Source organism: Deinococcus hopiensis KR-140 (assembly GCF_900176165.1).
Classification (GTDB): Bacteria; Deinococcota; Deinococci; order Deinococcales; family Deinococcaceae; genus Deinococcus; species Deinococcus hopiensis.
Genome location: NZ_FWWU01000009.1, coordinates 868,378 through 894,214 on the forward strand (window position 1 = coordinate 868,378; position 25,837 = coordinate 894,214).

29 protein-coding genes and 1 pseudogene are annotated in these 25,837 nt (G+C 67.0%); 17 read left to right on the top strand and 13 right to left on the bottom strand.

Features of this window, described 5'->3' with window-relative positions; translation table 11 throughout:
- Positions 1-92: 92 nt before the first annotated feature.
- The 4 genes from B9A95_RS17720 to B9A95_RS17735 are packed head-to-tail and all read right to left on the bottom strand — an operon-like array spanning position 93 to position 3,428.
- Positions 93-809 (bottom strand): phosphoadenylyl-sulfate reductase, encoded by a 717-nt coding sequence (locus B9A95_RS17720; RefSeq protein WP_084048509.1) that lies wholly within the window; start codon positions 807-809, stop codon positions 93-95.
- Complete coding sequence (gene cysC, locus B9A95_RS17725; RefSeq protein WP_084048510.1) at positions 806-1,354, bottom strand: adenylyl-sulfate kinase; 549 nt, start codon at positions 1,352-1,354, stop codon at positions 806-808. Before cysC ends, B9A95_RS17720 begins: the two co-directional genes overlap by 4 nt.
- A complete protein-coding gene (locus tag B9A95_RS17730; protein WP_084048511.1) occupies positions 1,351-2,925 on the bottom strand; it encodes a nitrite/sulfite reductase in 1,575 nt (524 codons plus the stop codon). The genes cysC and B9A95_RS17730 overlap by 4 nt, the downstream gene beginning before the upstream one ends.
- Positions 2,922-3,428 carry a DUF4395 domain-containing protein gene (locus B9A95_RS17735; protein ID WP_084048512.1) on the bottom strand — a complete coding sequence of 169 codons (507 nt, stop codon included), beginning with the start codon at positions 3,426-3,428 and terminating at the stop codon, positions 2,922-2,924. Before B9A95_RS17735 ends, B9A95_RS17730 begins: the two co-directional genes overlap by 4 nt.
- 1,084 nt (positions 3,429-4,512) lie before the next feature.
- Here B9A95_RS17735 and B9A95_RS33890 point away from each other — a divergent pair.
- The 4 genes from B9A95_RS33890 (at position 4,513) to B9A95_RS17760 (ending at position 7,025) form a co-directional block, all read left to right on the top strand.
- Positions 4,513-4,776, top strand: coding sequence for a sigma factor-like helix-turn-helix DNA-binding protein (locus B9A95_RS33890; protein ID WP_170928691.1), 264 nt, complete (start codon positions 4,513-4,515; stop codon positions 4,774-4,776).
- 31 nt (positions 4,777-4,807) lie between these two features.
- The gene (locus B9A95_RS17750; RefSeq protein ID WP_084048515.1) at positions 4,808-5,053 is read left to right on the top strand and encodes a cupin domain-containing protein; all 246 of its coding nucleotides are present in this window, start codon (positions 4,808-4,810) and stop codon (positions 5,051-5,053) included.
- Positions 5,032-5,361: a hypothetical protein gene (locus B9A95_RS17755; protein WP_084048516.1), complete on the top strand. Its 330-nt coding sequence runs from the start codon at positions 5,032-5,034 to the stop codon at positions 5,359-5,361. Before B9A95_RS17750 ends, B9A95_RS17755 begins: the two co-directional genes overlap by 22 nt.
- Before the next feature lie 290 nt (positions 5,362-5,651).
- Positions 5,652-7,025 (top strand): YdgA family protein, encoded by a 1,374-nt coding sequence (locus B9A95_RS17760; protein ID WP_170928692.1) that lies wholly within the window; start codon positions 5,652-5,654, stop codon positions 7,023-7,025.
- Positions 7,026-7,756: 731 nt separating this feature from the next.
- Here the strand turns inward: B9A95_RS17760 and B9A95_RS17765 are convergent.
- The 3 genes from B9A95_RS17765 to B9A95_RS17775 form a co-directional block, all read right to left on the bottom strand.
- Positions 7,757-8,104 (bottom strand): hypothetical protein, encoded by a 348-nt coding sequence (locus tag B9A95_RS17765; protein WP_139806857.1) that lies wholly within the window; start codon positions 8,102-8,104, stop codon positions 7,757-7,759.
- Positions 8,105-8,188: 84 nt separating this feature from the next.
- A complete protein-coding gene (locus tag B9A95_RS17770) occupies positions 8,189-8,656 on the bottom strand; it encodes an Rrf2 family transcriptional regulator (RefSeq protein WP_084048519.1) in 468 nt (155 codons plus the stop codon).
- Positions 8,657-8,724: 68 nt separating this feature from the next.
- Positions 8,725-9,579 (bottom strand): DUF1028 domain-containing protein, encoded by an 855-nt coding sequence (locus tag B9A95_RS17775; RefSeq protein ID WP_084048520.1) that lies wholly within the window; start codon positions 9,577-9,579, stop codon positions 8,725-8,727.
- A gap of 48 nt (positions 9,580-9,627) precedes the next feature.
- Between B9A95_RS17775 and B9A95_RS17780 the strand changes: the two genes are divergently transcribed.
- From B9A95_RS17780 to B9A95_RS17815, 7 genes are all read left to right on the top strand, one after another.
- On the top strand, positions 9,628-9,819 hold the full coding sequence (locus B9A95_RS17780; RefSeq protein ID WP_084048521.1) for a 3-keto-5-aminohexanoate cleavage protein: 192 nt from the start codon (positions 9,628-9,630) through the stop codon (positions 9,817-9,819).
- The gene (locus tag B9A95_RS17785; RefSeq protein WP_084048522.1) at positions 9,801-10,028 is read left to right on the top strand and encodes a hypothetical protein; all 228 of its coding nucleotides are present in this window, start codon (positions 9,801-9,803) and stop codon (positions 10,026-10,028) included. Before B9A95_RS17780 ends, B9A95_RS17785 begins: the two co-directional genes overlap by 19 nt.
- Positions 10,029-10,349: 321 nt before the next feature.
- Positions 10,350-11,168, top strand: a complete 819-nt coding sequence (pyrF, locus tag B9A95_RS17795; RefSeq protein WP_084050804.1) for an orotidine-5'-phosphate decarboxylase — start codon at positions 10,350-10,352, stop codon at positions 11,166-11,168.
- A gap of 75 nt (positions 11,169-11,243) precedes the next feature.
- Complete coding sequence (locus B9A95_RS17800) at positions 11,244-11,624, top strand: MerR family transcriptional regulator (protein ID WP_170928693.1); 381 nt, start codon at positions 11,244-11,246, stop codon at positions 11,622-11,624.
- Positions 11,621-12,490: an SDR family oxidoreductase gene (locus tag B9A95_RS17805; RefSeq protein ID WP_084048524.1), complete on the top strand. Its 870-nt coding sequence runs from the start codon at positions 11,621-11,623 to the stop codon at positions 12,488-12,490. Before B9A95_RS17800 ends, B9A95_RS17805 begins: the two co-directional genes overlap by 4 nt.
- A 107-nt stretch (positions 12,491-12,597) precedes the next feature.
- Positions 12,598-13,599: an SDR family oxidoreductase gene (locus B9A95_RS17810; protein ID WP_084048525.1), complete on the top strand. Its 1,002-nt coding sequence runs from the start codon at positions 12,598-12,600 to the stop codon at positions 13,597-13,599.
- Between the two features lie 64 nt (positions 13,600-13,663).
- Positions 13,664-15,262 carry a lipase maturation factor family protein gene (locus tag B9A95_RS17815; RefSeq protein WP_170928694.1) on the top strand — a complete coding sequence of 533 codons (1,599 nt, stop codon included), beginning with the start codon at positions 13,664-13,666 and terminating at the stop codon, positions 15,260-15,262.
- Positions 15,263-15,972: 710 nt separating this feature from the next.
- Here B9A95_RS17815 and tnpA read toward each other — a convergent pair.
- Positions 15,973-16,347 (bottom strand): annotated as a pseudogene (gene tnpA / locus B9A95_RS17820) (IS200/IS605 family transposase); the annotation flags it as partial.
- A 709-nt stretch (positions 16,348-17,056) separates the two neighbouring features.
- On the opposite strand from tnpA, the gene B9A95_RS17825 reads away from it, so the two are divergent.
- A complete protein-coding gene (locus B9A95_RS17825) occupies positions 17,057-17,323 on the top strand; it encodes a GlsB/YeaQ/YmgE family stress response membrane protein (RefSeq protein WP_084048527.1) in 267 nt (88 codons plus the stop codon).
- A gap of 121 nt (positions 17,324-17,444) precedes the next feature.
- Here the strand turns inward: B9A95_RS17825 and B9A95_RS17830 are convergent, their stop codons facing one another.
- Positions 17,445-17,915, bottom strand: a complete 471-nt coding sequence (locus B9A95_RS17830) for a hypothetical protein (RefSeq protein WP_084048528.1) — start codon at positions 17,913-17,915, stop codon at positions 17,445-17,447.
- A gap of 65 nt (positions 17,916-17,980) precedes the next feature.
- On the opposite strand from B9A95_RS17830, the gene B9A95_RS17835 reads away from it, so the two are divergent.
- From B9A95_RS17835 to B9A95_RS17845, 3 genes are all read left to right on the top strand, one after another.
- Complete coding sequence (locus B9A95_RS17835) at positions 17,981-18,313, top strand: hypothetical protein (protein WP_084048529.1); 333 nt, start codon at positions 17,981-17,983, stop codon at positions 18,311-18,313.
- A gap of 417 nt (positions 18,314-18,730) precedes the next feature.
- Positions 18,731-19,192: a hypothetical protein gene (locus tag B9A95_RS17840; protein ID WP_245808362.1), complete on the top strand. Its 462-nt coding sequence runs from the start codon at positions 18,731-18,733 to the stop codon at positions 19,190-19,192.
- Positions 19,193-19,592: 400 nt separating this feature from the next.
- Positions 19,593-20,402 carry a nitroreductase family protein gene (locus tag B9A95_RS17845; protein ID WP_170928799.1) on the top strand — a complete coding sequence of 270 codons (810 nt, stop codon included), beginning with the start codon at positions 19,593-19,595 and terminating at the stop codon, positions 20,400-20,402.
- A gap of 27 nt (positions 20,403-20,429) precedes the next feature.
- On the opposite strand, the gene B9A95_RS17850 is transcribed toward B9A95_RS17845, so the two are convergent.
- Positions 20,430-20,762: an FKBP-type peptidyl-prolyl cis-trans isomerase gene (locus B9A95_RS17850; RefSeq protein WP_084048531.1), complete on the bottom strand. Its 333-nt coding sequence runs from the start codon at positions 20,760-20,762 to the stop codon at positions 20,430-20,432.
- A 90-nt stretch (positions 20,763-20,852) separates the two neighbouring features.
- On the opposite strand from B9A95_RS17850, the gene lepB reads away from it, so the two are divergent.
- Positions 20,853-21,464 carry a signal peptidase I gene (lepB, locus tag B9A95_RS17855; protein WP_084048532.1) on the top strand — a complete coding sequence of 204 codons (612 nt, stop codon included), beginning with the start codon at positions 20,853-20,855 and terminating at the stop codon, positions 21,462-21,464.
- Positions 21,465-21,691: 227 nt separating this feature from the next.
- Here the strand turns inward: lepB and B9A95_RS17860 are convergent, their stop codons facing one another.
- Both B9A95_RS17860 and pdhA read right to left on the bottom strand, forming a co-directional pair.
- Positions 21,692-22,699 (bottom strand): alpha-ketoacid dehydrogenase subunit beta, encoded by a 1,008-nt coding sequence (locus tag B9A95_RS17860; protein ID WP_084048533.1) that lies wholly within the window; start codon positions 22,697-22,699, stop codon positions 21,692-21,694.
- Positions 22,700-22,766: 67 nt separating this feature from the next.
- On the bottom strand, positions 22,767-23,882 hold the full coding sequence (gene pdhA / locus B9A95_RS17865) for a pyruvate dehydrogenase (acetyl-transferring) E1 component subunit alpha (protein WP_084048534.1): 1,116 nt from the start codon (positions 23,880-23,882) through the stop codon (positions 22,767-22,769).
- 383 nt (positions 23,883-24,265) lie between these two features.
- Between pdhA and B9A95_RS17870 the strand changes: the two genes are divergently transcribed.
- The gene (locus tag B9A95_RS17870; protein ID WP_084048535.1) at positions 24,266-24,772 is read left to right on the top strand and encodes a hypothetical protein; all 507 of its coding nucleotides are present in this window, start codon (positions 24,266-24,268) and stop codon (positions 24,770-24,772) included.
- Between the two features lie 91 nt (positions 24,773-24,863).
- Here B9A95_RS17870 and B9A95_RS17875 read toward each other — a convergent pair whose 3' ends face one another.
- Positions 24,864-25,811 (bottom strand): DUF4384 domain-containing protein, encoded by a 948-nt coding sequence (locus B9A95_RS17875; RefSeq protein ID WP_084050806.1) that lies wholly within the window; start codon positions 25,809-25,811, stop codon positions 24,864-24,866.
- Positions 25,812-25,837 lie beyond the last annotated feature (26 nt).

Genomic DNA, 25,837 nt, shown 5'->3' on the forward strand with positions numbered 1-25,837 from the left:
TCGGGCCTCGGGAATCGGGAGAAGGGATCGAGAAAAAGGATCGTGGATGAAGTTGGTCAACTACTGGGGCAAAAAAAGGGGGGACGGAGACTTTAGAGCTTGCCCTCGCCCGCCCACAGCCCGCACTCGGTCTTGCCCTTGCCGGCCCAGCGGCCCGCACGGGCGTCCTCGCCCGGGCGCACGGCGCGGGTACAGGTCCAGCAGCCCACGCTGAGGAAGCCGTCGAAGTACAGCGGGTTGACGGGCAGATCGTGTTCTTTGGCGTAGGCTTCCAGCCGCTCGCGGCTCCAGTGGGCCAGCGGATTGACTTTCGCGCGGGCCGCGCCTTCCTCGACAAAGGGAATGTCCGCGCGGGTGCTCGCCTGGTCTCGGCTGCGGGCATTCAGCAGCGCGGACGGCGCTTTCTGCCGCAGGTACGCCTGGAGGGGAGCCACCTTGCGCACGGCGCAGCAGGCGTCGGCGTCCGAGGCGTACAGGTCCGGGGCAGTCTGCCCGTCCTCGGGATGTGCGCCTGCGTTCAGGGTCACGAAGGTCAGTTCGGGGTAGCGGGCGGCCAGCCGGTCGCGCGTCGCCAGCGTTTCAGGGAAGTGGAAGCCCGTGTCCACGAACACCACCTCGCCGCGGTAGCCCGCCTGCACGGCGAGGTCGATCAGCACCACGCCGTTGAGGTTGAAGGCGCTCGGCATCAGCACGTCTGGGTGGGCGGCGAGTGCCCAGCGAATCACGTCGCGTGGATCGGTGTCCGGCGTAAAATCCGGGGCCTGGACAGGCGGAATCTGCGTCTGGGGACGTTCGTTCAGCGCCGTCATACGTTCCCTCCCTCCAGGTGGGCGAGCAGCCGCGCCACGCCCTGTTCTACGCTGATCAAGTCTGTCCGCAGGTGCAGGTCCGGGCTCTCGGGGGCCTCGTAGGGGTCCGAGACCCCCGTGAAGTGGGCAATCTCCCCAGCCAGGGCCCTCAGGTACAGCCCCTTCACGTCGCGTTCGGTCACGACTTCGAGGGGCGCGTCGACAAAAACCTCGGTGGCATTGGGCAGCGCGGCGAGCACTTCCCGCCGCGTTTCCGCGTAGGGACTGATGGCGCTGACGAGCACCGTGACGCCGTGCTTGGCAAGCAGACCGGCCACAAAGGCGATGCGCCGGACATTGGTGTCCCGGTCCGCCTTGGTAAAGCCCAGACCCTTGCTCAGGTTCTCGCGCACGGCGTCGCCGTCGAGCAGTTCTGCCCGCTCGCCGCGTGCAGTCAGTTCGGTATACAGGGCCGAGGCCAGCGTGCTCTTGCCCGCACCGGACAGCCCGGTAAACCACACCACGCGGCCCGTGCCGACTTCGGGGCGGTTCAGGGTGGCGGTCATACGCCCACCACTTCGCGCACGGGATTGAGCACTGCGTCTGGGGCAAAGCGCCCGTGGCCCACCCGGTCGGCGTACTCCACGAAGCTCTCGCCGGGTTGCTTGCCTGCCTGGAAGTCACTCAGCACGGCGTCGGTGTACTCGTTCAGGCGCTCGGCGGGCACGGCTCCCTTGAGCTTGGTGCCCGTGCGCTGCGCCTGACCGATGCTGCCCGCGAGGTGCACGTTGTAGACCTCGTGGACGCTGCCGTCCTTGTCGGTGCGGTTGGCCCCCATAAAACCCAGGTCCGCCACCTGATAGCGGGTGCAGGCGTTGGAGCAGCCCGTCAGGTTGATGGTGAAGGGCACGTCCAGCCCGCTGAACTTGGCTTCCAGGTGGTCCACCAGATTCGCGGTGCGGGCCTTGGTCTCCGTCAGGGCCAGGCGGCAGAACTGGTTGCCCGTGCAGGCGATGGTGGTGCCGCGCAGCGTGGTCTTGGGGGCCAGGTCCAGCGCTTCGAGCTCGGCGCTGAGTTCGGCCACGTCTTCCGTCTTCACGTGCGGAATCACCATGTTCTGGAAGGCGGTGGTTCGCAACATGCCCTTGCCGTAGCGGTCTGCCAGATCGGCCAGGTGACGCGCCTTGCGGGGATCGATGCGTCCCACGGTCGTGGCGACCACCACGTAATTCAGGCCGTCACGCTGGGGCTGCACGCCCAGCACGTCGTTGCCGCCGAAACGGGCGACAGGGGCTTCGGGGCCGTCACTGAGCTTGCGGCCCAGGTACTCGGTTTCCACGATTTCCCGGAACTTCTCGACGCCCAGGTCCTTGATCAGGAACTTCAGGCGGCTCTTCTTGCGGTTGACCCGGTAGCCGTGGTCACGGTAGGCCCCGGCGATGGCGCGGCCCACCTCCACCACTTCCTCGGGGCGGACAAACACGCCCAACCGCTTGGCGAGGTGCGCCACCGCGCCGAGGCCGCCCCCCACCCACACGTCGAAGCCGACTTCTCCATTGACCCGGTGGGCGAGAAAGCCGATGTCGTTGATCATGTGGATGCCCTCAAGCTCGGGCGTGCCGGTAATCGAAATCTTGAACTTGCGGGGCAGGTCCTGAAAGTCGGGGTTGCCGCTCAGCGTGCCTTCCATCGCCGCGGCAAGGGGCCGCACGTCAATGACCTCGCGGGCGTCCAGCCCAGCCAGCGGTGAGGCGATCACGGCGCGGACCGTGTCGCCGCAGGCTCCCTTGGTGTGCAGGCCGACGGGTTCCAGGCGCTCGAAAATCTGGGGCACCATGTCGATGGTCAGCCAGTGAAACTGGAAGGCCTGGCGGTCGGTCACGTCCAGAAAGCCGCGCCCGAAGTCTTCGGAGATGCCCGCTACCACGCGCAGGGTGTCCGACGAGAACTCGGCGGTGGGCACCTTCACGCGCATCATCAGGAAGCCGTCCTCCTGGGGGCGCTGCGGGTACACGCCCGCCCACTTCAGCAGGTCGATTCTGGTGGGGTCGATATAACCCTGCGCCGCGTACTCGGTGATCAGGTCGAAAATCTGGAAGGGGGGCACTTCTTTTTTCAGGGCTTCAAGGTCGCTCATGGTGTTGGTCCTTTGACTCTGGGGCGCAGGTGGCTTCGGCGGTGCAGCAGGGGCGTGTTCTGAAGGCGGCGAAGGCGAAGGTACTGGAAATACATCAGGCAGCCCACACAGATTTTTCGAGAGAGGTTGAGCACGGCCAGGAGGATTACGCCCAGACCCAGCGCGGCTCCGGTGACGGGCGCACCCGCGAGGGTGGCCGAGCCTGAGGCGAGCAGGAACGTGCCGCCTACCCCCTGGGCAAAGTGGTGCGCGCGTGGGTCTTCCTCCACCACATCGGGGCGCAGACCCAGGCGCGCGCCCAGCATTCGGTACGCCGCCCGCAAGGGAGACTGTTGCGGGCGCAGGGCGCCCAGCAGCATCGCGCCGCCCAGCGTCAGCGGGAGCAGCGGGGCCTGAAGCGCGAGCCCCAGGGCCGTCACGCCCACCACGCTGAACTGGTTGAACCGCAGCGCGGACAGGTCCGTGTGCGTCTCAGCGGGATGGGGAGAGGACGGTGCCGTCATAAGATTCAGGATATCGCAAAAAAGACAAAACTACTCAACTTGTATTTATCTCTCTGCACCTCGCGGTCTGAACCTTTCGCCCCACCCCCTGCGTACCCCTTGCGGCGCGGTCACCCTGAGCCACCTTTACCCTGCGCCGCTCCTCCGGCCCGCATCGCCTCCGGGCAGAAGGGGCAAGTCGGCGCCAGCTTCGTGCTGCCCGGCGTCTCCAGATCCCTCACCGCCCCCTTGACCCTCACCCGGCAGGGAAAAACCGCCTGAACGTGCGCGCGCAGTTCAGGGTTCAGCCGCGCGAACACCGCGTGAACGTCAGGCGCGCGGACCCCGCCACTCCCGTGACGGCCACCTTTACCCTCATCACCTCGCCGCCCTCGGTCTCCTCGCGCCCAACCTGCACCTGTCGCTGTACGCGGACGCCACCGTGAAGGACAGCCTCGAGCCGAAAAAGGGCCACCACGTGGACCACGGCATGATCAAGACCACCCCCAGAGCCGCACCTGCGTGCTGCCCAGGGGCCTGAATCCCCAGGACTTCGGCAGCGTGGTGCGGTCAGTTCAGCGTGTATTCGCGGCGGCCAGCCTGGAGGAGGGGAAGGGTGGCGGGCCACTGAACCTCCCCGCCCCTTTCTTCCGTACCCGGGGTATGAAGCTCTCTCTCCGGGCCCACCCCCGCGTCCGTGCCGAGCGGCAAACTCCGGACCCAGCAACCGGGAACCCGAGGATGGAGCCGCAGGGTAAGCGCATGGACCAGAGTGCCTGCGGGTCACTCCGCCTCCGCCCAGCGGGGCTCCCGGGGAAGACGCCGCCCTCGCGGCGCGGCCACGGTGGCGGGACGAGAACGCGTTGGCCGAGGTCTACGGTGCCCAGGCCGGGGCCGTATACGGGGTGCTGACGCGGTTGCCCGGTGGAGCAAGGGGCCAAGAGGTGACCCAGGGCGTATTTCTGACCCTTTAGACTCGCCCAGACGTCTTCGGTCCAGCGTGGGCAGGCCTGCGGGCCTCCCTGCTGATGCTGGCCCGCTCGGGCGGCCTCGACCGCCTGCCTGCGGGCGCAGAAGGTCACGCTGCCGCTGCACGACGAAGAAGGTGCGGAATTGCCCCTTCCCGACGACCGGCAGCAGCCCGCCGCCCGCGCAGAAGGCCAGCACCGGCGCGGGCGGATCCGCGCGGCCCGTGGTGCGCGCCCACCGCGAGACGGTTACACGCGCCTTTTTGCAGGAGCAGACCCGGAAGGCGGTCGCAGCGGAGATGGGCGTTTCCGCCGGCACCGTCAAGAGCCGCCTCAAGTACGCCCTGAACCATCTGCGGCGCATTCCCGGCGCGGAGGAGGTGGGCACATGGCTGAACTGAATGGAAAAATCCACACGGCAGGCGGTCCGCCATGGCCGAGGTGCTGGAACGGCACGTCGCCCTGGGTGAGCCTCTCGGTCGCGAGGCACAGGCCCATCTGAGCGCTTGCGGGGCCTGCCAGGCCGAACTCGCCTTCCTGGAGGAGGTGCATCAGGCCCTGCTCGAAGACGTGCCCGAGGTGGCTCCACCGCCCAGCCTGCGCACCCCGTCGCTGGAGGTGGCGGGCCCGCACGTGCGGGCCCCGCCCTGTTCCCGGTGGGTCCTGCGGCCCTGGTGATTCGGGGTGGCGGCGCTGGCCTTGGGCGGCGTGGTGCTCTCGGGCGCCCCGCTGCGGGTTACGCACCACCTCAGGGTGAGGTCTGCGCGCTGGCCCCGCACACCCTGACCGTGCGGGGCCGTGACCCAGTGGGGGGTGCGCCCGTTGCCATCGCGGCGCTGCGGCACGGGCCGCTCGTCCTCGATCTACGCGGATGGTTGCTGCACCTTGACCCGCCGGGGCAGGTGCTCCGGCGGTGGCCCCTCCCCGGCACGCCGGACAAGCTCAACGGCTCCACAGCGCTGGTGGTGACCGGACGGGCCGCGTGACCGGGGTGAATCTGGACACGGCCCAGCTCAGGGCGCTCACGGCCCGTTCATCCCACGGACGTGGGGGCCATGCCCGACGTCCCATTCATGCTCGCGGAGGGCGGGTGGGGCGTGCGAATGCTGAACGCGGACCTGGGGACCCGGAACCGACTGGAGCACGGAGGGAGTCCCGTTGCCTGCAGGGCGAGGCGTGGAGCGGAACGCAAATGCGGCGCCGCTGCGCCTGCCGGTCCTGTACCGTGGGGAACGAAGGCCTGAAGTTCCTGCCCGTTCATAGGAGAACACCCCAGATGCTGCCTCCCCGAGTTCCTGCCCGCTCCCGCCGCCGTTCGCCCCTGCTCGCCCTGGGGCTCACCGTCCTGATCGGGGCCGGAGCTGCCGCCGGGGCCACCACCGTTTTTTCCTCGCGCGCCCAGGACGTGACGCGGGACTTTACCACCCGTTTCGAAGCCGGGCTGCGGGCCTCCAGGATGGCGCGCGTGGAGAACGTGACCTACCGCCGCGGTCTGACCGAGAGCACCCAGAGCATGACGGTGACGCTGCGGCCGGGCGCGGCCGAGCAGGCGGTGGTGCTGCTCGTAATGAACCACATTCAGCACGGCCCCTTTCCGGGCTTGCGCCACCTGGGGCAGGCCGTCGTGAACACCGAGGTCCGGCTGGCCGATTCGGCCGCGCAGGCGCAGCTGGACCGGGCGTTTGCGGGCCGGAAGCCGGTCATCCAGACCGTAATCGGCTTTGGTGGCGATACGAACACGCGCGTGGAGGTGCCCACCGGCCGCCTCACCGAGGACGGCAGCACCGTGACCTGGCAGCCCCTGGCCGGGAACATCCGCGTCAGCGGCACGCAATCGGACACCCGGCTGAACTGGCCCGGCCTGACCGTGCAGGGCCAAGACGGCCAGGCACAGCTCGCAGGCGTGACGCTGAGCAGCGGCAGCCGCCGTCAGGGCCCGGGCGACACGCTCGGTCTGGGACGGAGCAGCTTCACGGTGGACCGCCTGACCTTCAGAGGAAGCGGCGAGCGTGTCGACCTTTCCGGCCTGAAGGTGAGCAGCGAGAGCCGCGCCAGCGGACCGGACCACCTCGACGCCCTGGTGAGCTACGACGTAGGCGAGTTCAGCGCCACTGGAACAACGCTGCGGAACGTGGGACTGCACCTGGGGCTGCGCCACCTGGCCCGCGCGCCGCTGAACCGTCTGCTGAACACGCTCGGCGAGCCGCAGGCGGCGGACGGGGCCGCGCCCCAGTTCAGCGCTGCCCAGACCGCGCAGATGAAAACAGACCTGATGGCCCTGCTGCGCGGCAGCCCCCGCCTGACCCTCGACCGCCTCAGCCTGCGTCAATCCAGCGGCGACGTCACCCTGACCGGCGAGGTGGGCCTGGGCGGCGCGGCCGCGCTGTCCGAGCGTGAGCTGGAGATGCTGGGCCAGATGCCCCAGATGCTCGCCGGTATGCTGGACGTACGCCTGGACGCGCGGGCAAGTGAGAAAGCCCTGAACGGGCTACTGGCGCTGTTCGGTCAGGCGGGCGGGCAGGATCTGAGCGGCATGGTGAAACAACTGGCGGAGGCTGGGTATGTCGAGCGCAGGGGTGGGCAGCTCACCGCGCACTTCAGCATGCGAGGTGGCCAACCGCTGCTGAACGGTCAGGCGCTGGGGGAATAAACGGACGTAGCCGCGCCTGGGCCACCTCCTACGGAATACAGAGGAGTTCCGAATAAGAGGGCTGCTGCCCTGATTCCGAACCATACACCGTAAGAGCTTGAAGTTGCGCATCGCCAAGCCGAACGTCGTATTGGGCGCTCACATTGCCAAATCATTTGACTCATGAGCAAAGCGGAGCCATTTCAGAGCTCATTGACGCAACTGGGTCTTCGCGTACGGCGATCAGTACATTGATTGCTGCTTACAATGCCGGCGCTTTGCATACCGTCTGCTACAGTTTCCCGATCATCCGTCACATCCCCTCTGCTCCGGTGATTCCACGCCTTTCCGTCACCGTTTGTCCTGCTCGCTCCGCTCGGGTTGGCCCACTACTTCATAACGGATTGGCCGCAAACCATCTGAGATCTGGTCGGACGTGCCCGCGATAGGCCAGGCGCAACGGCTCTCCTGTGAAGCGGAGAGCGCCGCCATAGGTCCTGGCGATGCGGTGCCAGACGCGGATTTGCCCTGGGTGCAGTTTCCTGACTACGGCGGATACGGCTTGCCCGTACCGGCGCGGGCGGGAAGACGGATACAGGGGCACTCCCTCGCTGCTGCGGAGAAGTTGCACCCGTGCCTACCGATGAACGCTCGGTCCGCACCGCTCAGGACAAGTGGTGACGAAGCGCTTCTCCGGCCCGCCGTTCACTGGAGCGGGCGTGCGCAGGAAGGGTCTCACATCAGCGGCAGACTCAAGCCCCATTCCATACCGCTGACAGCAGAAGCGCGTTGACGTCACGCTGTCCGAATCTCCAGTTGGTTTGGTCGGGAATCAGGCCGAGTTCGCCCTCCGGGGGCAAGAACACGGCAAAGCGCGGGGACAGCGCTTCGGGCAACGAGAATGGCATGTTCTCAAGACGCTGGTACCGCGTTTTTCCACTTCCAGGCAGGGGAACGGCATACTTCAGCGGGTACAGGACCGCCGTCGGCGCCTGGGTCATCCCCAGCATCAGCGCCGGCGAAGACCGACTGGCGTCGGGCGCCCCCGGCTCCTGGGTGCTTTCATCGCAGATACACCCGACTGGGGCCGGCTTTTTCACGCCTCCCTGACGTTCTGAAGGGGGCGTCGGCGCTCACCCTTTTTCCCTGGATCAAGCATGTCCTGCGATCATCTCAGTCCCGTATCAGGCGTTCGGTTTGAGGAGGTGCCCCAGGCAGTGCCCGTAGCTTACCCCCTGCCGCGCGTCGGTCACGAGGTCTTCCACGCTGAATTCCTGCAGCACGGCCAGCATCGCGTCGCGCATGCGGGTGTAGACGGTGGCACGCACGTGGCAGCGGTTTTCCTCCACGCAGGGCTCGTGCCAGTTGAGGCTGATGCACGAGAGGGGCGCGACGGGTCCGTCGATGGCGCGAACCACCTCGCACAGGGAAATGAGCTTCGGCTTGCGCGCGAGGGCGTAGCCGCCGCCGATCCCCTTCTTGCTCTTGACCACGCCCTTGGCCGTCAGCGCCGCGAGAATCCGCACCAGGTAGGGCCGGTGAACGCCGGTCGCCTCGCTGATCTCCTCGCTGGCTACCCAGCGCGTGAGGTCCTGGGACCCCAGGTAGCCGAGGGCCTGAAACGCATAGACATCGGTGGCGGACAGGCGCATACCGGGAGGCTACCAGCTTCCAGCGGCCAGCCGCCAGCGGGAGACTGCTTTTGCTGTTTGCTGGCGACTTATTCCCCCAACTTCTCCCGCAGGTACGCCAGCGCCACCGGATCGAAGCGCCCACGCGGCACCCAGCGTTCCTCCAGGTTCTCGGTGCCGAACAGCGCCCACGCCGCCGCCTCCGTCTCCGGGTCCCAGGGTCCAGCGGGCAGCGAGGTGGCGTAGTCCTCGACGATCAGGCGGGCGCGCAGCCATTCGAGTTCTTCTTCCGTCAGTTCCCGGGTGGTCTCCGGGCGTCCAAACAGGAGGTCATGGATGCCCAGCAGGCGCTCCAGCTCGGCGCAGGGGTCAGCGTGATCATCGGCGCGCAGGTTTACCCAGTCGTCGGTCAGTCCGCCGTAGCCGCGTCCCGGTCCCACGCACAGCAGCGCCGCCGACTGCCGCCCGCGCCGGTCCCCACCCGCTGCGTCCCCGGCCCTCAAGGCTGCCAGCAAGCGGCGTGGGAGGGGTTGCCCCTCGCCCGCCTCCCACGCCGCCAGCATGGCCTCCACCACCTCGGGCCCGGTCAAGATGTTGCCCTGAACCGCCACATCCGGCCTCGTCACGCCGCCCGCCCAGGCGTGGCAGCCGTCTCCGGTAAAGGTGACGCTCGCTCCATCCGCCCCGACAATCCCAAACTGCCGCTGCACGATGTCGGCGTCCTTCTCCTGAAACTCCGTGGAGATTTTCCCCGGCGTGTGACCTTCGGAAAGCAGCCGCAGCCCATCTGGCCCGTAATTGGGATTCACGTAGCTCTGGGTGGCGACGGCCCCCACTCCAGCACGCGCGAAGGGCACCAGCGCCCCCACCGCCAGAAACTTGCTCGCCACGGCGACGCCGAGGTCACCCGTGGCGACGTCACGGCCCACGATGGAAAAGGTCATGGAGGGAGGCTAGCAGGCGGGGGCGGTCACTGCGGGTAGGCTGCCTCCATGTTCCTGAAGTGTTGCCTCAACGGTCCCCGGTCCCGGGACAGTCATCCGGCCCTGCCCGTGATGCCTGAGGACCTGGCCTGGGAAGCGCGGGCGGGCGTGGCGGCGGGGGCACAGGCGCTGCACCTGCATCCCCGGGATGGGGGCAGGGCCGGGAATTGCTGGAGACCAGGGTGGCGGCCGCGGCCCTGACTGCCGTTCGCGCCGTCTGTCCGGGCATTCCCGTGGGCATCTCCAGCAGCTTCTGGATTCTCCCCGAGGTGGAGGGTCAACAGGAAGTGGCCCGCGCCTGGACTGTCTGTCCGGATTGTTGTATTGGTCAACTGGCACGGGCCGCACGCCGCCGCTCCGGCCCAAACGCCGGACACGTACGGAGCATTGGCGTCGAGGCGGAGTTGTGAACCGTGGAGGCGGCGCAGGTGTTTCTGCAGTGGCCCGGAAGGGAAGCGGTGCTGCGGGTGCCGATCGAGGGGCAGGACCGGGAGGCGGAGGAAACCCTGGCAGAGGCGGCGGAAATCCTGTCCCTGCTGAACGCCGCCCACCGCGCCGTGCAGCAGGGGGGGCGCGGCGCGGAGCGCCTGCCCCCTGCTGCACGAGGCCGCACGCCGGGGACTTGCCACCCGCATCGGGCTGGAAGACACCTCCGTTCTGCCGGACGGGACTTCCGCTTGCGACAATGCCGCCCTCGTGGAGGCCGCGCGGCGCGTGTTAGCCTCGCCCCGATGACTCCCGCTGCTCCCCCCAGCTTTGCCCAGGCCGTCACCGAACGCACCCGCCGCCTTCAGACCCGGCTGTGCGTGGGCCTTGATCCCCGGAGCGGCACGTACCGGGACGCGGCGCACTTGCGCTCGCACACGCTGGACGTCCTGGAGGCCACCGCCCCCTACGCCGCCTGCGTCAAGCCGCAGCTCGCCTTTTTCGAGGCGTTGGGTCTGCCCGGCTTCACGCTGCTCGAGGAGGTTTGCGCGGCGGCCCGGACCCTGGGCCTGCCCGTCATTCTGGACGGCAAGCGGGGCGATATCGGCTCCACCGCCGAAGCCTACGCGCAGGGCTGGTTGTCGGGGCCGCACGCGGGTGACGCGCTGACGGTCAATCCCTTCTTGGGCTTCGAGACGCTGACGCCGTTTGTGGGCGCAGCCCGGGCAAATGGCGGCGCGATCTTTGTCCTCGTCAAGACGAGCAACCCCGATCAGGCCGATCTTCAGGGAAGCGGGATCAGCGAGCGGGTGGCAGCGGAAGTGGCCCGGTTGGGCGAAACGGAGGGGGGCGAGTATGCCAGCGTCGGCGCGGTGGTGGGCGCGACGCATCCGGCGGACCTGGGCCACTTCCGCGCGCTGATGCCCCGGGCGCTGCTGCTCCTGCCCGGCCTGGGCGCGCAGGGGGCCACGCCCGACGACCTCGCCGCCGCCTTCCATCCCGGTGGAACGGGAGCGCTGGCCAGCGCTTCACGGGCCGTTCAGTACGCCCTGGGCCTGGACGTGACGGCCAGCCGGGAAGCGGCGCGGAGGCTGCGCGACGGGCTCAACGGCGCGCTGCGCTGATCCCCCCCGGTCTCCCGACGCTCTTCCCGTCACCCCCTTGACCTGGAGTTCACTCCAGCACGTAGGGTACGTGCTGTGGACAGCCTCGGCATCGGACAGGTGGCGGCGCAGACGGGCCTGAGTCCCGATACGCTGCGGTATTACGAACGGCTCGGACTGCTGCGGCCTGCGCGTGACCCGGGCGGACGGCGGCGGTATTCGGAAACCGACGTGGTGTGGCTGACCTTCGTGGTGCGGCTGCGCGCCACCGGCATGCCCCTGGCCGATCTCCAGACCTACGCGGCCCTTGCCCTGGAGGGTGCGTCCACTCTCCGTGCCCGGCGCGAGATCGTCGAGGCCCACGCCGCGCGCCTTCAGGCGCAGATGCAGCTCCTGGACGAGGCCTTCAGGGCCGTGCAGGACAAGCTCACGTTCTACGACAGGCTGGAACGAATGGCCCAGCGGGAGACAACATGACGCGAAATTCACCCCCAACCGCCCTCATTACGGGAACCTCCACGGGCATTGGCCTGGCAGCGGCAGTGGGACTCGCGCAGGCCGGGTTTCGGGTCACGGCCACCATGCGGGACCTCACCAGGGCGGATACCCTGCGTAGAGCAGCGGAGGCGGAGGGCGTAACCCTGGATATCGCGCCCCTTGACGTGACGGACGGCGCCTCCGTGGAAGCTGGGATCAGGCGGATGATCGACCGATATGGCCGCCTGGACGTGCTCGTCAACAATGCCGGGGCCGGATTCGTGGGCACCACCGAGCAGATGACGGTGGAGGAGGCCCGGCGCGTGTTCGAGGTCAACTTCTTCGGTGTCTGGCGGGTCACGCAAGTGGCGCTGCCCCACATGCGCGCCGCCGGAAGGGGCCGCATCATCAGCGTATCGAGCATCGGCGGGCTGGTGGGCCGCCCCTTCAACGACGCCTACTGCGGAGCCAAGTTTGCGCTGGAGGGCATGATGGAAAGCCTCGCGCCCGTGGCCGCCGCGTTCGGCGTCTCGGTGTCGCTGATTGAGCCGGGGGCGGTGGCCACGCCGTTCGTCACCAATGCGGTTGGCCTGGACCGGGCGCAGGACCCTTCCGACCCTTATGCCCCCCTGCTGGGAACCTATCTGGAGACGCTGCGTTCGGCGTTCGCTGGGCAGGCCAGCCAGCGCCCGGAGGAGGTGGCCCAGGTGATCATCCAGGCGGCGACGGAGGCCCACCCGGCCCCGAGATACCAGACCTCCGCGCACGTCCGTGCCCAGGTGGTGCAGAAGTGGGCCGATCCCTCCGGCCGGGCGCTGCTGAGCGATTCGCAGCGGCTTCTGGGGGTTGTGCCCGCACAGGGCTGAGTGCGGCTGGACGGGACGGGCCCTTCACGCGCCTTCGCCCCCTGTGCTTCGCGCACCTTCACCCAACTCGGGACAAACCCGCCTCCTCACCCCCCACACTCGGCGGCATGAAGCTCAAACCGCTGTCCGAACAGGTCATCGTCATCACCGGAGCGTCCAGCGGCATCGGCCTGAGCACCGCCCGGATGGCCGCGAAACAGGGCGCGCGTCTGGTGCTGGCAGCCCGCAGTGAGAACGCCCTGCGCCAGCTGACGCAGGAGATCACGGACGCGGGCGGGCACGCGGTGTTCGCGGTCGCTGACGTAAGCGTGGGCGAGGACGTGCGCCGGGTGGCGGACATCGCGCAGGCCGCGTTCGGCGGCTTCGATACCTGGGTCAACAATGCGGGCGTGGGCATGTACGGCAAGCTGCTGGAACTGGAGGAGACCGACATGCGACGTCTCTTTGATGTGAACTTCTGGGGATTGGTGTCCGGCTCGCGCGTGGCGGTGGAGCATCTGCGGGAAAAGGGCGGCGCGCTGATCAATGTGGGCAGCGTGGCCTCCGAGCAGGCCATTCCCCTCCAGGCGCTGTATTCGGCGTCCAAGCACGCGGTCAAGGCGTTCACCGATGGGCTGCGGATGGAGCTGGAGCATGACCACGCGCCTGTGGTGGTCGCGCTCATCAAACCGGGGCCCATCGACACGCCCTTTCCGCACAACGCCCGCTCGTACCTGGACACCGAGCCCAAGCACGTGCCGCCCGTCTATGCGCCCGAGGCGGTCGCGGAAGCCATTTTGCACGCCGCTGCGCACCCGGTGCGCGAGGTATTCGTTGGGGGTGGGGGCAAGGGCATGGCGGCCTCGGGGCAGGTCGCGCCAGGCCTGACCGAGCGGGCAATGGCGGGGGCCGTCATTCCGGGGACCGGGAGTGACCGTCCCCCGCTGCCCCGCCAAGCGAACATTCTGTACCACCCCTCTGAGCGGCTGGAGGAACGCGGGGACTATCCCGGCCTGGTTCAGAAGACGAGCTTCTATACCCGGGCGGCCCTGCACCGGGGCTTGATCGGCGCGGGGCTGGTGGGGGCCGGGTTGGCGGCGGCGGTGCTCAGCCGGGCGCGGCGGGCGTAGGGACATTCTCCCGAAGGGCACCACCGCCATGGAGACGAGCGCAGCAGGACCTGAAGCGGACTACGTGAACGGCCCACGCCCGCGGGGGCGGCGCTGGAACTGGGTCAGCGGGTATCTCGGCTCGCCTGAGGGCTTCTCCCTCACACGCTGGCTGTTCCTGCGCGGCCTGGGCCTGGTCTACCTCGCCGCTTTCCTGTCGCTGAGCACGCAGATCACCGGCCTGGTGGGAAGCCGGGGCCTGCTGCCCGTCCGGAAATTCACGTCGGAGTTGACGGAGCAGTTCGGCGGGCACGCTTTTTTTCGGGTGCCCACCCTGCTTTGGCTGAATCAGGGCGACGGCTTTCTGCACCTGCTGTGCGGAGCAGGTGCGGTCCTGGCCGTTCTGGTTCTGCTGGATTTCCTCACACTTCCAGCCCTCGCCGGAATGTGGGCGCTATACCTGTCGCTGTTTTACGCCGGGCAGGACTTTCTGGGGTTCCAATGGGACCTGTTGCTGCTCGAAACGGGATTTGCGGCGGTCCTCTTCGCGCCGCTTCATCTCTGGCCCCGGCGACAGACGCCCGTTTCCCTGCCCGTGCTGTGGCTGCTGCGCCTGCTGCTCTTTCGCCTGATGTTGGGCGCGGGGGTGGTCAAGCTCGCCAGCGGGGACCCCACCTGGCGGGACCTGACCGCCACCACCTACCACTACCAGACCCAGCCGCTGCCCAGTCTGCTGGGCTGGTGGATGCACCACCTTCCCCTGGGCTTTCACCGGGTGGAGGTGGTCTTTACCTTCTTTGCCGAGTTGATTGTGCCCTGGCTGATTTTCGCGCCGCGCGTGCCCCGGATGGTGAGCGGCCTGATGATGATCGCGCTGCAGCTTCTGATCATCCTGACCGGGAACTACAGCTTCTTTAACTGGCTGACCATCCTGCTGTGCCTGACGCTGTTTGACGACGCTTTCCTGCGGAGACTCGTTCCGGCTGGGGGTAGACGCCGGATGGTCCAGTCCGTTCAGGGCGACGTCTCAGGGCCGCGCCGCATTGTGCCCGGGCTGATCGCCGCAGTTCTCCTCGCGCTCAATGGGGTGCAGTTGTCGCGCCAGATGCTGCCGGGCGTCGCGGTCCCCGGACCGCTGCTGCGGTTGCAGGAGGGGCTGGAGCCGTATTTCCTCGTGAACACCTATGGCCTCTTTGCCACCATGACAACGCAGCGGCACGAGATCGTGCTGGAGGGCAGCCGTGACGGCACCCACTGGCTCTCCTACGAATTTCGCTACAAGCCGGGTGATCCTCACCGCGCGCCCGTGTGGGTCGCCCCGCACCAGCCCCGACTGGACTGGCAGATGTGGTTTGCCGCGTTGCAGGGCGATCCGGGGCAGACGCCGTGGATGGGCCCCCTCGCGCTGCGCCTGCTCCAGGGAGAGCCTGAGGTCTTGAGGCTGCTGGGTAAGAACCCCTTTCCGGCCGCCCCGCCCCGGTACGTTCGGGCCCAGCTGTACGGCTACGTGTACACCACCCCCCCCGAGCGGCGAGCGACGGGCGACTGGTGGAAGCGCCAGTTGCTGGGGCTGTACTTCCTGCCTGTGTCCCTCAAAGACCTGAACGCGGCTCCGGCCACCTCTCCCGGTGGTCCGCCCCAGGGGGGAACGGAAGTGGGGCCGAGGGCACAGGCGGCGGAGTAGGGCTGTAGGTCATCCGCCTTCTTCCTCCCCATGCGCTTCCTGCATGCCTGAACCTCATAGACCGCCCTTAACTCGTACCCCCCAGTCTTCTTCCAGCCGATCTCCACCATGCTCGGCAGAGCATGCGCCCAGGGAAGAATGACGTTCTCTACGCTTTTTCCAGTGGAGAGGATGAGATGGCCGTCCTTAAGGCGAATCCCTGAGGACTTCCAGGTAATTTTGCAGTACCACTTGCGACGCCGAGGATACTTGGCTTCCTTGTGCCCCTTCTTCTTGCGTTCGCTGGCACTCTTAATCGAGGAATAGAAGTTGCCGACAATAGCGTCGCAGGTGTGGGCATGCAGCAGGCCGTCAGGGTCTTTGGGTACAGCGCTTCCATACCGTATTGCAAAAGAAAGATGGGGCTACGGCTATTCTTTCCCGTCCCCGTCTTCCGGAGGATACGCCAGTAGGTGACAAGAACCTGCGTGTACAACTGACCCGAAGCGCGCGACAGCTTGTCCAGAAGATCGCTCTTGGGCAAGGCGGCCTTACGGACAAATCGCTGAACATCGCGCCGGGGCTTCTTAGACATACTTCTGGTTCTCCACGTACTGCTTATTGACCCCGGCGTAAGTTCGCACCAGTTCTACCCGACTTGAGGCATGAGGAACGTGGCCAGCCCACATGACGTCCCACCGTGATCCATACCGGTTTATGCCGTGATCAGTAATGACGCTGAGGGGTGCGCCTCCCACCGTCGAGACGAAATAGCTGTTGGTCCACAACGTTGGAAGTCGGGATTTGAGCCGCGGAAACCCGGAGCGCAGCAGTCGGCTGGAGCGGCCCTTTGCCACCTTCACGAAGGTGTGGATGCCGAATTGGGGATCTCCCTCCACCAGGAGGTGAACGTGGTCTGGCATGATCTCCACCGCCGGCAGCACGCACGGTTTCTCAGTGCAGAGTCCATTCAGGATGATCTTGAGCCGTTCGTCCATACCCCCGACCAAGACGCCTCTCCGGTACTCGGGCGTCCAGACAACATGGGACTTGCAGGAGTAGACCACGCTGCGATTGGCCTTGTACTGAAGAGGCAATTTTGCCAGAAGAGGATTATATGGCGCGCACCTGTCCAATGTAAGGGAGCCTCAAGCTTGCTGCCCCCTTCGGGGGTGAGCGGCTCTATCGGTCAAGAGCCTGCTGGACACAGGAGACGATCTGCTGAAGGCGTCATCCCGGGCCTGGTCTAACCCTGGCCTGTTCTCAAAAGACGTGGCGTGGGGCATGGCCAGGATTCAGCGGATGACGTACGTCATCCACGGCTCCCCTGAACCCAGCCCCTCGGCACGATGCACGGCTTCGCCCCGGAGCCGTTGTTTCATGACTGGGAGGAAGGCCCGCGAAAATCCCAGTGCCTCCGGCGGAGAAACCAGACCGTTCTATTGGTTTTGCCTTTCCCAGAAAACACCCGCATCTGGTCTATTCCACTGGACCGTGACAAAGGTATCCGAACGCACGGGGCCTTTGCGTTTGTAAAAGGCAGTCCACAAATAGAACCTCAGCCCTTTCCCTTCGCTCCCTCCCCAGGTGGGAAAGGAGGCCGGATGATACGACTGGGCTCAAGACAGCTTCATTCGTCTGGGGGCATAAAAAAAGAGATGAATGACGGGTGTATCGTTCTTTTACCCGGCGCTGAGTGAGGCTTGAGAAGGTGCGCTGAGGCAAGTTGAGGCCACGCGCAGCGAGCGAAGATACGTTCGTTCCCGACACCCTTCCTTTCCTTCACCCTCTCTCCTCAAGTACTGGAGGTAAGCCATGTCTTGGATCATCACCCTTCTCGTCGGCGCTCTGTGCGGTTGGCTCGCTTCGCTCGTTATGCGGACCGACGCACAGCAGGGTGCGGTGGCGAACATCCTGATTGGCATTGTGGGCAGCGTGCTCGCGCAGTTGCTGTTCGGCAACCTGCTGCACCTCGGGGGGGATATTGCGGGCAACGGCTTCAACATCATGAGCATCGTCTGGGGCGTGGTCGGCAGCGTCGTGCTGATCGCCCTGCTCAAGGCCCTGCGCGTCCTGCGCTGAAGGCCGCTGGGCATACTTGGGGAAATTGCGCGATCGACCTGTAGCGTTCGAGCACAAGAGAGAGCCGCGGCCCAGTGCCCGGCTCTCTTCCTTGCGCGGCCGTGTACTGGGCCGGCGCCCTTTACCGCTTCCCGAAGGCGGGCGCCAGTTCCGGCCGGTGGTGTTCGGCGTAGCCCCGGGTCAGCAGCCGAAGGCCGCTGGACGTCTTCACAATCAACACGTCGCGCAACTGGCCTCCGGCTGGGCGAAACCCATCCCCGTCCGGCGTCTGCACCTCCCGGGCCCCCCGGCCCGCCACCTCTTGGGCGGAAAAGCGGGGGGCCTCCACCTGCATCTCCCAGCCCAGGGGACGGGCGTCGCTGTCGTACACCACGGTGACGGTGTGGGCGTCAAGCGGCGGGCGGGTCTGCCACAGCACCCGGCGCAGGCCCCCGCCCTGGCGGTCCCGGGTATCGGCCTGGGCGTCGTAACTGCCATTGGCGGTAAACATCACCCGTGAGGTCAGGTCACTGCGCCCGCCGCCCTTCGGCCCGCAGGCCGCAGTGCCCAGGCACACGAGCAGGCTCAGCAGGGCAGCGGACGAACGCTTCATGGGGCCAAAGATACGCTCCTTTCTCCGGCCCACGTGTCCCGGCCCCGCTATGCGAGCATGGCTGCGTGGACGCCCACCGCCTCACGCTCCTCGTCACCGCTGCGCTGCTGGCTGCACTTCTGGCGCTGGGACTGCGGCTGCAACTGTGGAGGCGGAAAAATGCGTCCCGCTGGCTCCACCACACCCTGTTTTTCCTCGTCTGCCTGGGCGTCGCGCTGACCGCGCTGCTGACCTGGTGGGCTGAAGGTTGGAGGCTGGGGGGAAGGGGTACCGCCCTGCTTCCCGCGCTGGCCCTGCTGCTGCTGATGCCCCGCACCCAGCCAGGACGAGCGAACCACTGGAAGCTCGCGCTGTGCTGTGCGGTGGCCTTCGGTCTGGGGGCATGGGCCGCGTGGTAGGGGAAGAACCCCTTCCCCTCACTGGGCTTGGGCCGGAGAGGGGAAGCCTCGCCCGAGCTATTGATACTTGGGCTTCGTACCAGCAGACCTTCGCGGCTGCCACAGGGCAGATACGGAAATGTCCTGGGAGGCAGATCGGGTGCGCTGCTCCTGGGGTTGCGGATTCCGGCGGCCGTCATTCTCGTGCGCATTCACCGCGCTCTGGCCTGGATGCTCAGACGCCGGAAGTTATTTCTCCGGCGCACCGTCGGTCATGCTCACTTCCCCTAAGTTGTCCCGAACAAGAGAAAAAGAATAGGTTTTACCCAGGTAAAACTCAAAGGGCCCCGTCTTCTTCATCGGTGTTGCGGGAGGTCTGACTGTACCCATCAGGGTTCGTAAGAAGACCGTTGGGAGAGGCTCAGTATTGTGATTCAAATGAAAACAATCTCTGGGCCCCTTGCCAAGATGTTTTGCTCGACGACAGGATTTCCCGCGCTCCCGAATACCTCTGGTGTAAGGCCGACTGGTGCAGGTGCGCTCGCTTTCAGCCTTCTGGTTTCTGGCCTCTCCAGCGCTGCAGAAGTGAAGCTCGACGGTTTGCTGGCAGTTATCGATGCCCCGTCGCCCTGCATCACCGTACAAGTTCAGGTGTATGAATCTGGAGTCCTAAAGACTGTGGTGGCCCTGACCCCGACAGGTCAGGTAAATCCACTCGGCAAAAAAACGCCGATCCCTCATTTTCTCAAGGGCAAGGATTACAGGATACGGGGGGCCTGCGTAAGTACCAGTGGCATCTTTCAGAATACGGAATTGAGCTTCAAAGCTGACGGCCGTACCGTTATGGTGGTGTTTACCAAGTCGGGCTTTCAGCTCAAGCGTGGTGGGCTAGCCTATTAGGGCAAATGATCTGAAGATGCTTCCTGCCCAAGTCGGTTCAGGCCGGAGAAAAAGCACTCTTTTAACAGCACGAAGATGTCAAGTAGCGTGGAGGACCGTGGGTTGGAGTCGGGCCGAGCGGCAGCCCAGGCGCTGGGCCGTTTGACAGGCGCCAGGCCGGGTCGCTTCCAGGACCTGCCTCCCCGGGGTCCACCGCCAGCCGCACGGGCTTAAGGGCCACGAGGCGTTCATTTTCAGCCGTGGCCACTGGCCAGGCCAGCGTGGACAGGGATGGTGGGGCGGGGGACAGGTGCCGGGGGGTGAACGCGCTAGCCTGCCTGCCATGACCCGCCCGCCTGTCCCCAGGTCCCGCCCGGTCCTGCCGGACACCGACGCTGCTGCCGTGCCCCTCATCGAAGGGATGCTCCAGCGGCGCACCACCAACGGCCCCTTTCGCCCGGACCCAGTCAGCCGCGAGCACCAGCACCTGCTGATGCGGGTGGCGCAGGCGGCTCCCAGCCACTTCAACAGCCAGCCGTGGCGCTTTGTGCTTATCGAGGACCCCGCAACCATTGCGCACGTGGCCGGTATTTCCGGCCAGAGCATGACCGAGCTGATCGAGGCCGGGGCCTTTTTCGAGCGCTACCGCCGCTACTTCCGCTTCAGCGAGGCCGAGATGGAAGCGCGGCGCGACGGCATCCACATCGATCATCTGCCCGGTCCCCTGCGCCCCTTTACCCGGCAGGTGTTTTCGGACGCGGGCCTGAAGCTTATGCGGCAACTCGGCGTGCCCAAAAAACTGGGCGAGGACAACCGCAAGCTGGTGGCTGGAAGTCCGCTGCTGCTCGCCGCTCTGCTGGACCGCACCGAGTACCGCCCCGGCGAACTCAGCGGCTTTTATTCGGTGTTCGGCCTGGGCGCGGCGGTGGAAAACATCTGGAATGCGGTGGGGGCGCTGGGAATGGGCATCCAGTTCATCTCCACACCGATGGAAATCCCAAGGCAGTGGCAGCGGGTCCGTGCGCGCCTGCATGTGCCCGAAGACCTGGAACTTATGGCCGTCTACCGCCTGGGCTACCTGCCCGGTGGCGAGAGACGCCCCACCATCGACTGGAACAGCCGCCACCGCAAGCATCTGGGACAGTTTGTGAGCCGGGAGGTATGCGGGGTGGCGGAGGAGGAGTCGCCAGCGGTCAGCAGCCAGATGTCAGCAAAAAGCCCCCGCCGGTAGGGGGCCCGTACTGAATTCGGTGTGCCTCTAGCGCACGTCCACGAGTTCCACGTCGAAAATCAGGGTGGCGTTGGGTGGGATCACGCCGGGGATGCCCCGCGGTCCGTAGGCGAGGTGGCCGGGGATGGTGAGCTTGGCCTTATCGCCGACGCGCAGCTGCGCGATGCCCTGGTCCCAACCGGGGATGACGTGGCCGCGTCCCAGCGGAAACTCGATGGGCTCGCCCCGGTCACGGCTGGAATCGAACTTCTGACCGTTTTCCAGCGTGCCGGTGTAGTGGACGCGGACGGTTTTGCCCGCCTGGGCAGGGGTGCCTTGGCCCTCGTGGTACTTGTCGACGATCAGTTCCTGAGCGGTCATGGAAGTCAGCGTAAGCGCTGCGGGGCCACCCAGCGCAGGAGTGTGAAGCTCACCTGAAGCCTACAGCCGCCGAGGGGCCCGCCTGCTAGCATGCGCCGCGTGACGCCCGCGCCCTCACCGCCCAGCGACTCAGGCGGATTCCGCCACTTCTGGCGGGTATGGATTCTGGGGGCGCTGCTGCCCGTGTGGTTGGTCACCACCTTCGCCTGCACCTTCGCGCGGGTGGACGGCGACAGCATGAATCCCACCCTGCACAGCGGTGACCTGCTGCTGCTGCTCAAGTATCCACGCTGGCTGCGCGCCTGGGACCTGTCCACCGCCTACCCGCGCCGGGGAGACCTCCTGATCTTCAAGGCCCCGGCGAACAGTCCCTACAGCTACGAGACGTTGTGGGGTGTGCGTCACCGTCCCTACAACGTCAAGCGTGTGCTGGCGCTGCCCGGCGAGACGGTGGCGATCACCGGAGGCGAGGTGGTGGTCAACGGCCGGGCCATCACCGAGCGCTACGTGAACGGCGGCGTGCTGAGCGATCAACCCCCCCTGAAGGTGCCCTCCGGTCAGGTCTGGGTGCTGGGCGACAACCGCCTCCTTGGCGAGAGTCTGGATTCCCGCGCCTACGGTCCGGTGAGCCTGCAAGACGCCGCCGGAACCGCCGACTTCCGGTTGTGGCCGAAGCCGGAGCGGGTGGGGGGAGCGCCTTAGCAGCGGTGTGACCGTCAAAACGTCTGATCGCCGCCAGGAGTCCCCAGCGGTCAGACCATGGGGCCTTGCGGTGGTGATGCGGTTTGCGGATCATCCGTTCCGTCCCCTGCGCTCCAGGGCTTCCACGCCGCTCCATCACCGTCTTTCCTGCTCGCTCCGCCCGGGTTGGCTCTTTCATCACGGATTCACCGGGATCCTGATGAGACGGCGCGCAGCGCCCCTGCTCCTCAGTACGCCATGACCTGCCGGATCGCCTTTGCCACCCTCACCGGGTTGGGGCGGTAGCTGTCCTCGATGGAGGTAAAGGGCGGGTAGGGGGCGTCGAAGCCGGTCACGCGCACGATGGGGGCGCGGAGGTACTCGATGGCCTCCTCGGCGATGATGGCGCTGATCTCAGAATGGAAGCCGCCGGTACGCGGGGCCTCGGTGACGACGACCACGCGGCCCGTCTTGGCGACGCTCTCCAGTACTGTCTCGGTGTCCAGGGGCACCAGGGTCCGCAGGTCCACCACCTCTACGCCGATGCCGTGCGGGCGGGCGGCGGCGGCAGCCTTCTGGGCCACCTCCACCATTCCGCCGTAGCAAATTACGGTCACGTCGTCGCCCTGGGTGGCGAGGCGGGCCTGGCCCAGCGGCACCGTGTAGTGGCCCTGCACCACCTCCTCCTTCACGGAGCGGTAGAGCTTGATCGCCTCGAAAAAGAACACCGGGTCCGGGTCTGCAATGGCCGAGAGCAGTAGGCCCTTGGCGTCGCCCGGCGTGGAGGGAATCACCACCTTCACGCCGGGCGTGTGGGCCAGTATCGCCTCAGGCGAGTCGGCGTGCTGCTCGGGCGTATGCACCCCGCCGCCGTAAGGTGCGCGCACCACCATGGGCAGGTGGTAGCGGCTGCGCGTGCGGTGGCGGTAGCGGCCCAGGTGAGACAGCACCTGATCGAGCGCCGGGTACAGAAAGCCCGCGAACTGAATCTCCGCGATGGGCTTGAGTCCTGCCAGCCCCATGCCGATGCCCATGCCGACGATGCCCGCTTCAGCCAGGGGGGTGTCGAAGACGCGATCCGCGCCAAAACGGGCCTGGAGGCCGTCGGTGGCGCGGAATACGCCGCCCATCACGCCCACGTCCTCCCCGAAGATGTGAACGGTGGGGTCCGTCTCCAGCGCGAGGGCCAGGGCGTCGTTGATGGCGGACACCATCGTCATGGTGCGGGTTTTGGTAGTGGGAGAGGGAGCGGTCATGCGGAAACCTCAGGAGTGCGAATGGAGGCGAACGGCGAACGGCTCCGGGCCACAGGCGGCCTCCACCTCATCCGCGCTCCTCCTCGAGCAGTTGTGCCCGCTGGCGCACGAGGGCGGGCGTCGGCTCGGCGAACACGTGGTCCACGATCTCGGCGGGTGTGGGCTCGGGGAACTGGTCCGCCTCGGTCACCGCCGCCTCAAACTCGGCCTCAATTTCTCGCAGCAGCTCGGCCTCGCCCTGCTCGGTCAGGTGGCCCTCGCGCAGCAGGTGCGTCCGCAGGCGAACCACTGGATCTTTGGTGTCCCAGCCCGCCGTGTCCTCGGCGGAGCGGTAGCGGCTGGGATCGTCGGCCACGGTGTGGGGTTTGACGCGGTAGGTCACGGTCTCTATCAAGGTGGGGCCCTCGCCGTTTCGCGCCCGCTGGACGGCCTCGGCCGCTGCCACATACGTTGCCAGCACGTCGTTGCCGTCCACCCGGACGCCGGGAATGCCGTAGCCCTCGGCGCGGCGCGACAGATTGGTGGCCTTGGTCTGCGAGCGGGTGGGCACGCTGATCGCCCAGCCGTTGTTCTGGAGGACAAACACGCACGGGGCGTTCAGCGCTCCGGCGAAGTTCAGCGCCTCGTGAAAGTCGCCCTCACTGCTGCCGCCGTCCCCGATAAAGGCCATCGCCACGTTCTGCGTGCCCTTGCGCTTCTCGGCCAGCGCCGCCCCCACCGCGTGTGGATACTGGGTGGCGATGGGGATGTAGAAGGGCAGCACCTTGAGGTTTTCGGGCATGGCCCAGCCGTGCGGGCTGGTGCGCCAGTAGGCCACGGTTTGCGGAATGGGCAGGCCGTAGGTCAGTGCCGCGCCCGTGTCGCGGTAGGTGGGAAAGAGCCAGTCCTCATTCGTCAGGGCGGCGGCGGTGCCCACCTGGCTGGCCTCCATTCCGCCGAAGGGAGGAAAGACACCCATGCGGCCCGTGCGGTACAGCACCCAGGCCCGCTCGTCGAAGTGGCGGATGCGGCGCATGTGCCGGTAGAGGTGCAGCCGGGTTGCGGGACCGGGGAGGCGGGCCGCGTCGGTCACGCTGCCGTCGGGCGCGATCAGCTGGAACATCTCGCCCTGGGCGGCCTGATAGGCGGCCTCGCCGGGCTGGGCGGGACTGGCTTGAGGGGGGGTGGTCTGGGACCTGGGCATGGAGCCTCCACGAGAAGCAGGGAAAAGCGGGGGAAATCGGGCGACACCGGACACCGGGATGGAGACCAGGCGGGAAACGGTCGCCCGCGCGCCGCGTCCTCCTGATCACGCCCCTGCCGCTACGGTGCGCGGCGTTGGTTGAGCAGCCGGACAGGCCGGGGCCACCCCGGGACCGGGAACCCCGGCAGGGCGCGGACAAACTGCAGCGGCAAAATCGGCATCGGCAGGGAAGGCGGGGAGGCGCTGGGGCCCACGCGCAGGGGGAATGGACCCAGCGTAGCAGATGCCTTCCGGCCGGAGCCACAAGCGCGTGCCTCACGCTGCCCGCAGGGCTGGACGGTCCGCCGCGGCGAGGCCCGCTGGTACACTGGGTACACTGACGCATGAACCGCGCCCTGGCTTCCGGCTTTGCCCTCGTTGCGCTGCTCGCCCTGTCGGGCCTGGCCCTCGCGGATCACCAGCAGGGCAATCTGCGCGGCCTGACCGGCCCGGACCTGTGCCCACCCGTCTCCTACGTCTATTTTGAGGACGAGGAGCAAGACGACTTGGCCGCCGAGGTTGATGCCCAGCTCGCCCGCTACGCGCAGCTGTACTCGGTGCCCTACGGCGATCCCAAGACCTGCACCGTGGCGCAGGTGTTCACGGTAGCCGCCTTCCAGGCCCGCGACGGCCGGGTGCTGTATTCGGTGCAGCTCAGCGTCGAACTCGTCAAGGATGCCCGCGTCACGCTGGGCAGCCGGACGCTGAGCGCGGCCCACCTGCAGCTGTGGTCGTTTTCGGGTTACGGCTCGGTGGCCGGCGAGGACGCCCTGGCCGGTATGGCGACCGAGCAGGTCCGCGACTCCTACGAGGAGCTGGCCCTCGACTGGAAGAGTACCCACAGCAAGTAGTCTCCGGGCTGGCCCGCCCCAGTCGTTGACACAACGCGAGCACAGCGCGCCCTGCGGTCGGGCAGGGCGCGCTGTGCTCGCCGAAATGGAGTCAGCGGCGGTTCAGCTGCACTTCAAAGCGCTTGCCCTTTTGCTTCACTTCCAAGGTGGCGCTGGACGTGCCCTTGCGGAATTCTCCGCGAATGTGATTGCCGGTCTGGCGCATGCTGACCTGGCTGTAGCCCTCGGCGCGGACACGGGCGGCGAACTCGGCGTACACCTCGCCGAGGTTCCCGCTGCGCTCCACGGTGGTCTGCCACTCGCGTCCGGCAGGCAGGGGCTGCGGGGTATTCGTGGGGGTGGCGGGCTGCACGGTCACCGACAGGGCCGAAGCTTTGGGGGCGACGGGTTGAATGGGCGTGCCGCGCGGAGGTGGAGCCGTGGCCGTCTGGGCCGCTGTTGCGGGCGTCTGCAGGGGAGCGGCCGCGCTGGGCTGCGCCACGTTGTAGTAGGCCGTTGCGCTGATCCAGTTTTCGGCGGGCACAGGGTTGACCACGATGCTCAGCGCCTGCGCCAGCTTTTCCTGGCCCTGCAGGTTCACGGTGGCGAAGCTGTCTTGCTGCGCCTTGAACGTGGCGATCTGGTCGAGCTTGAGAGGCGTGCGGCTTGCCAGCGCCAGTACCTTGTTCAGACCGTACGGCGCGGCAATGTTGAAGGTAAAGGGGTCGCTGGCCGCCGGAAAGGTCCGGGTGGTGTTGGCCTTCAGGAAGTTGCCCCCACCCTGAAAACGGTTGGGCAAGATCAGGTCCACATGACCCTGGGGGTCCACGTTGAACAGGTACACGTAGGCGTCCTGGTTCACGCTGGTATAAAGCCGGATGCGCTCGCCCGGCACGTATCCCGGCACTTGCGTGCCGCTGCCGCGGTCCGTCCACACCTTTACCGTCAGGGTGGTCTGCGCGGGGTTCACGATGATGCTCTGGGCACTGATCACGGGCGCCGCGCCAGCCGCACCCAACAGCAGGCCGGTTCCAACGAGGAGGGGAGAGAGAGACGTCATGGCCCGCACTCTGCGCGCTCCGGGTG

Coding starts and splice junctions, on each gene's coding strand:
- B9A95_RS17720 (WP_084048509.1), bottom strand. CDS start 809: ATGACGGCGCTGAACGAACGTCCCCAGACGCAGATTCCGCCTGTCCAG.
- cysC (WP_084048510.1), bottom strand. CDS start 1,354: ATGACCGCCACCCTGAACCGCCCCGAAGTCGGCACGGGCCGCGTGGTG.
- B9A95_RS17730 (WP_084048511.1), bottom strand. CDS start 2,925: ATGAGCGACCTTGAAGCCCTGAAAAAAGAAGTGCCCCCCTTCCAGATT.
- B9A95_RS17735 (WP_084048512.1), bottom strand. CDS start 3,428: ATGACGGCACCGTCCTCTCCCCATCCCGCTGAGACGCACACGGACCTG.
- B9A95_RS17750 (WP_084048515.1), top strand. CDS start 4,808: ATGGCCGAGGTGCTGGAACGGCACGTCGCCCTGGGTGAGCCTCTCGGT.
- B9A95_RS17760 (WP_170928692.1), top strand. CDS start 5,652: ATGCTGCCTCCCCGAGTTCCTGCCCGCTCCCGCCGCCGTTCGCCCCTG.
- B9A95_RS17770 (WP_084048519.1), bottom strand. CDS start 8,656: ATGCGCCTGTCCGCCACCGATGTCTATGCGTTTCAGGCCCTCGGCTAC.
- B9A95_RS17775 (WP_084048520.1), bottom strand. CDS start 9,579: ATGACCTTTTCCATCGTGGGCCGTGACGTCGCCACGGGTGACCTCGGC.
- B9A95_RS17780 (WP_084048521.1), top strand. CDS start 9,628: ATGTTCCTGAAGTGTTGCCTCAACGGTCCCCGGTCCCGGGACAGTCAT.
- pyrF (WP_084050804.1), top strand. CDS start 10,350: ATGACTCCCGCTGCTCCCCCCAGCTTTGCCCAGGCCGTCACCGAACGC.
- B9A95_RS17805 (WP_084048524.1), top strand. CDS start 11,621: ATGACGCGAAATTCACCCCCAACCGCCCTCATTACGGGAACCTCCACG.
- B9A95_RS17810 (WP_084048525.1), top strand. CDS start 12,598: ATGAAGCTCAAACCGCTGTCCGAACAGGTCATCGTCATCACCGGAGCG.
- B9A95_RS17825 (WP_084048527.1), top strand. CDS start 17,057: ATGTCTTGGATCATCACCCTTCTCGTCGGCGCTCTGTGCGGTTGGCTC.
- B9A95_RS17830 (WP_084048528.1), bottom strand. CDS start 17,915: ATGAAGCGTTCGTCCGCTGCCCTGCTGAGCCTGCTCGTGTGCCTGGGC.
- B9A95_RS17840 (WP_245808362.1), top strand. CDS start 18,731: ATGAAAACAATCTCTGGGCCCCTTGCCAAGATGTTTTGCTCGACGACA.
- B9A95_RS17845 (WP_170928799.1), top strand. CDS start 19,593: ATGCTCCAGCGGCGCACCACCAACGGCCCCTTTCGCCCGGACCCAGTC.
- B9A95_RS17850 (WP_084048531.1), bottom strand. CDS start 20,762: ATGACCGCTCAGGAACTGATCGTCGACAAGTACCACGAGGGCCAAGGC.
- lepB (WP_084048532.1), top strand. CDS start 20,853: ATGCGCCGCGTGACGCCCGCGCCCTCACCGCCCAGCGACTCAGGCGGA.
- B9A95_RS17860 (WP_084048533.1), bottom strand. CDS start 22,699: ATGACCGCTCCCTCTCCCACTACCAAAACCCGCACCATGACGATGGTG.
- pdhA (WP_084048534.1), bottom strand. CDS start 23,882: ATGCCCAGGTCCCAGACCACCCCCCCTCAAGCCAGTCCCGCCCAGCCC.
- B9A95_RS17870 (WP_084048535.1), top strand. CDS start 24,266: ATGAACCGCGCCCTGGCTTCCGGCTTTGCCCTCGTTGCGCTGCTCGCC.
- B9A95_RS17875 (WP_084050806.1), bottom strand. CDS start 25,811: ATGACGTCTCTCTCTCCCCTCCTCGTTGGAACCGGCCTGCTGTTGGGT.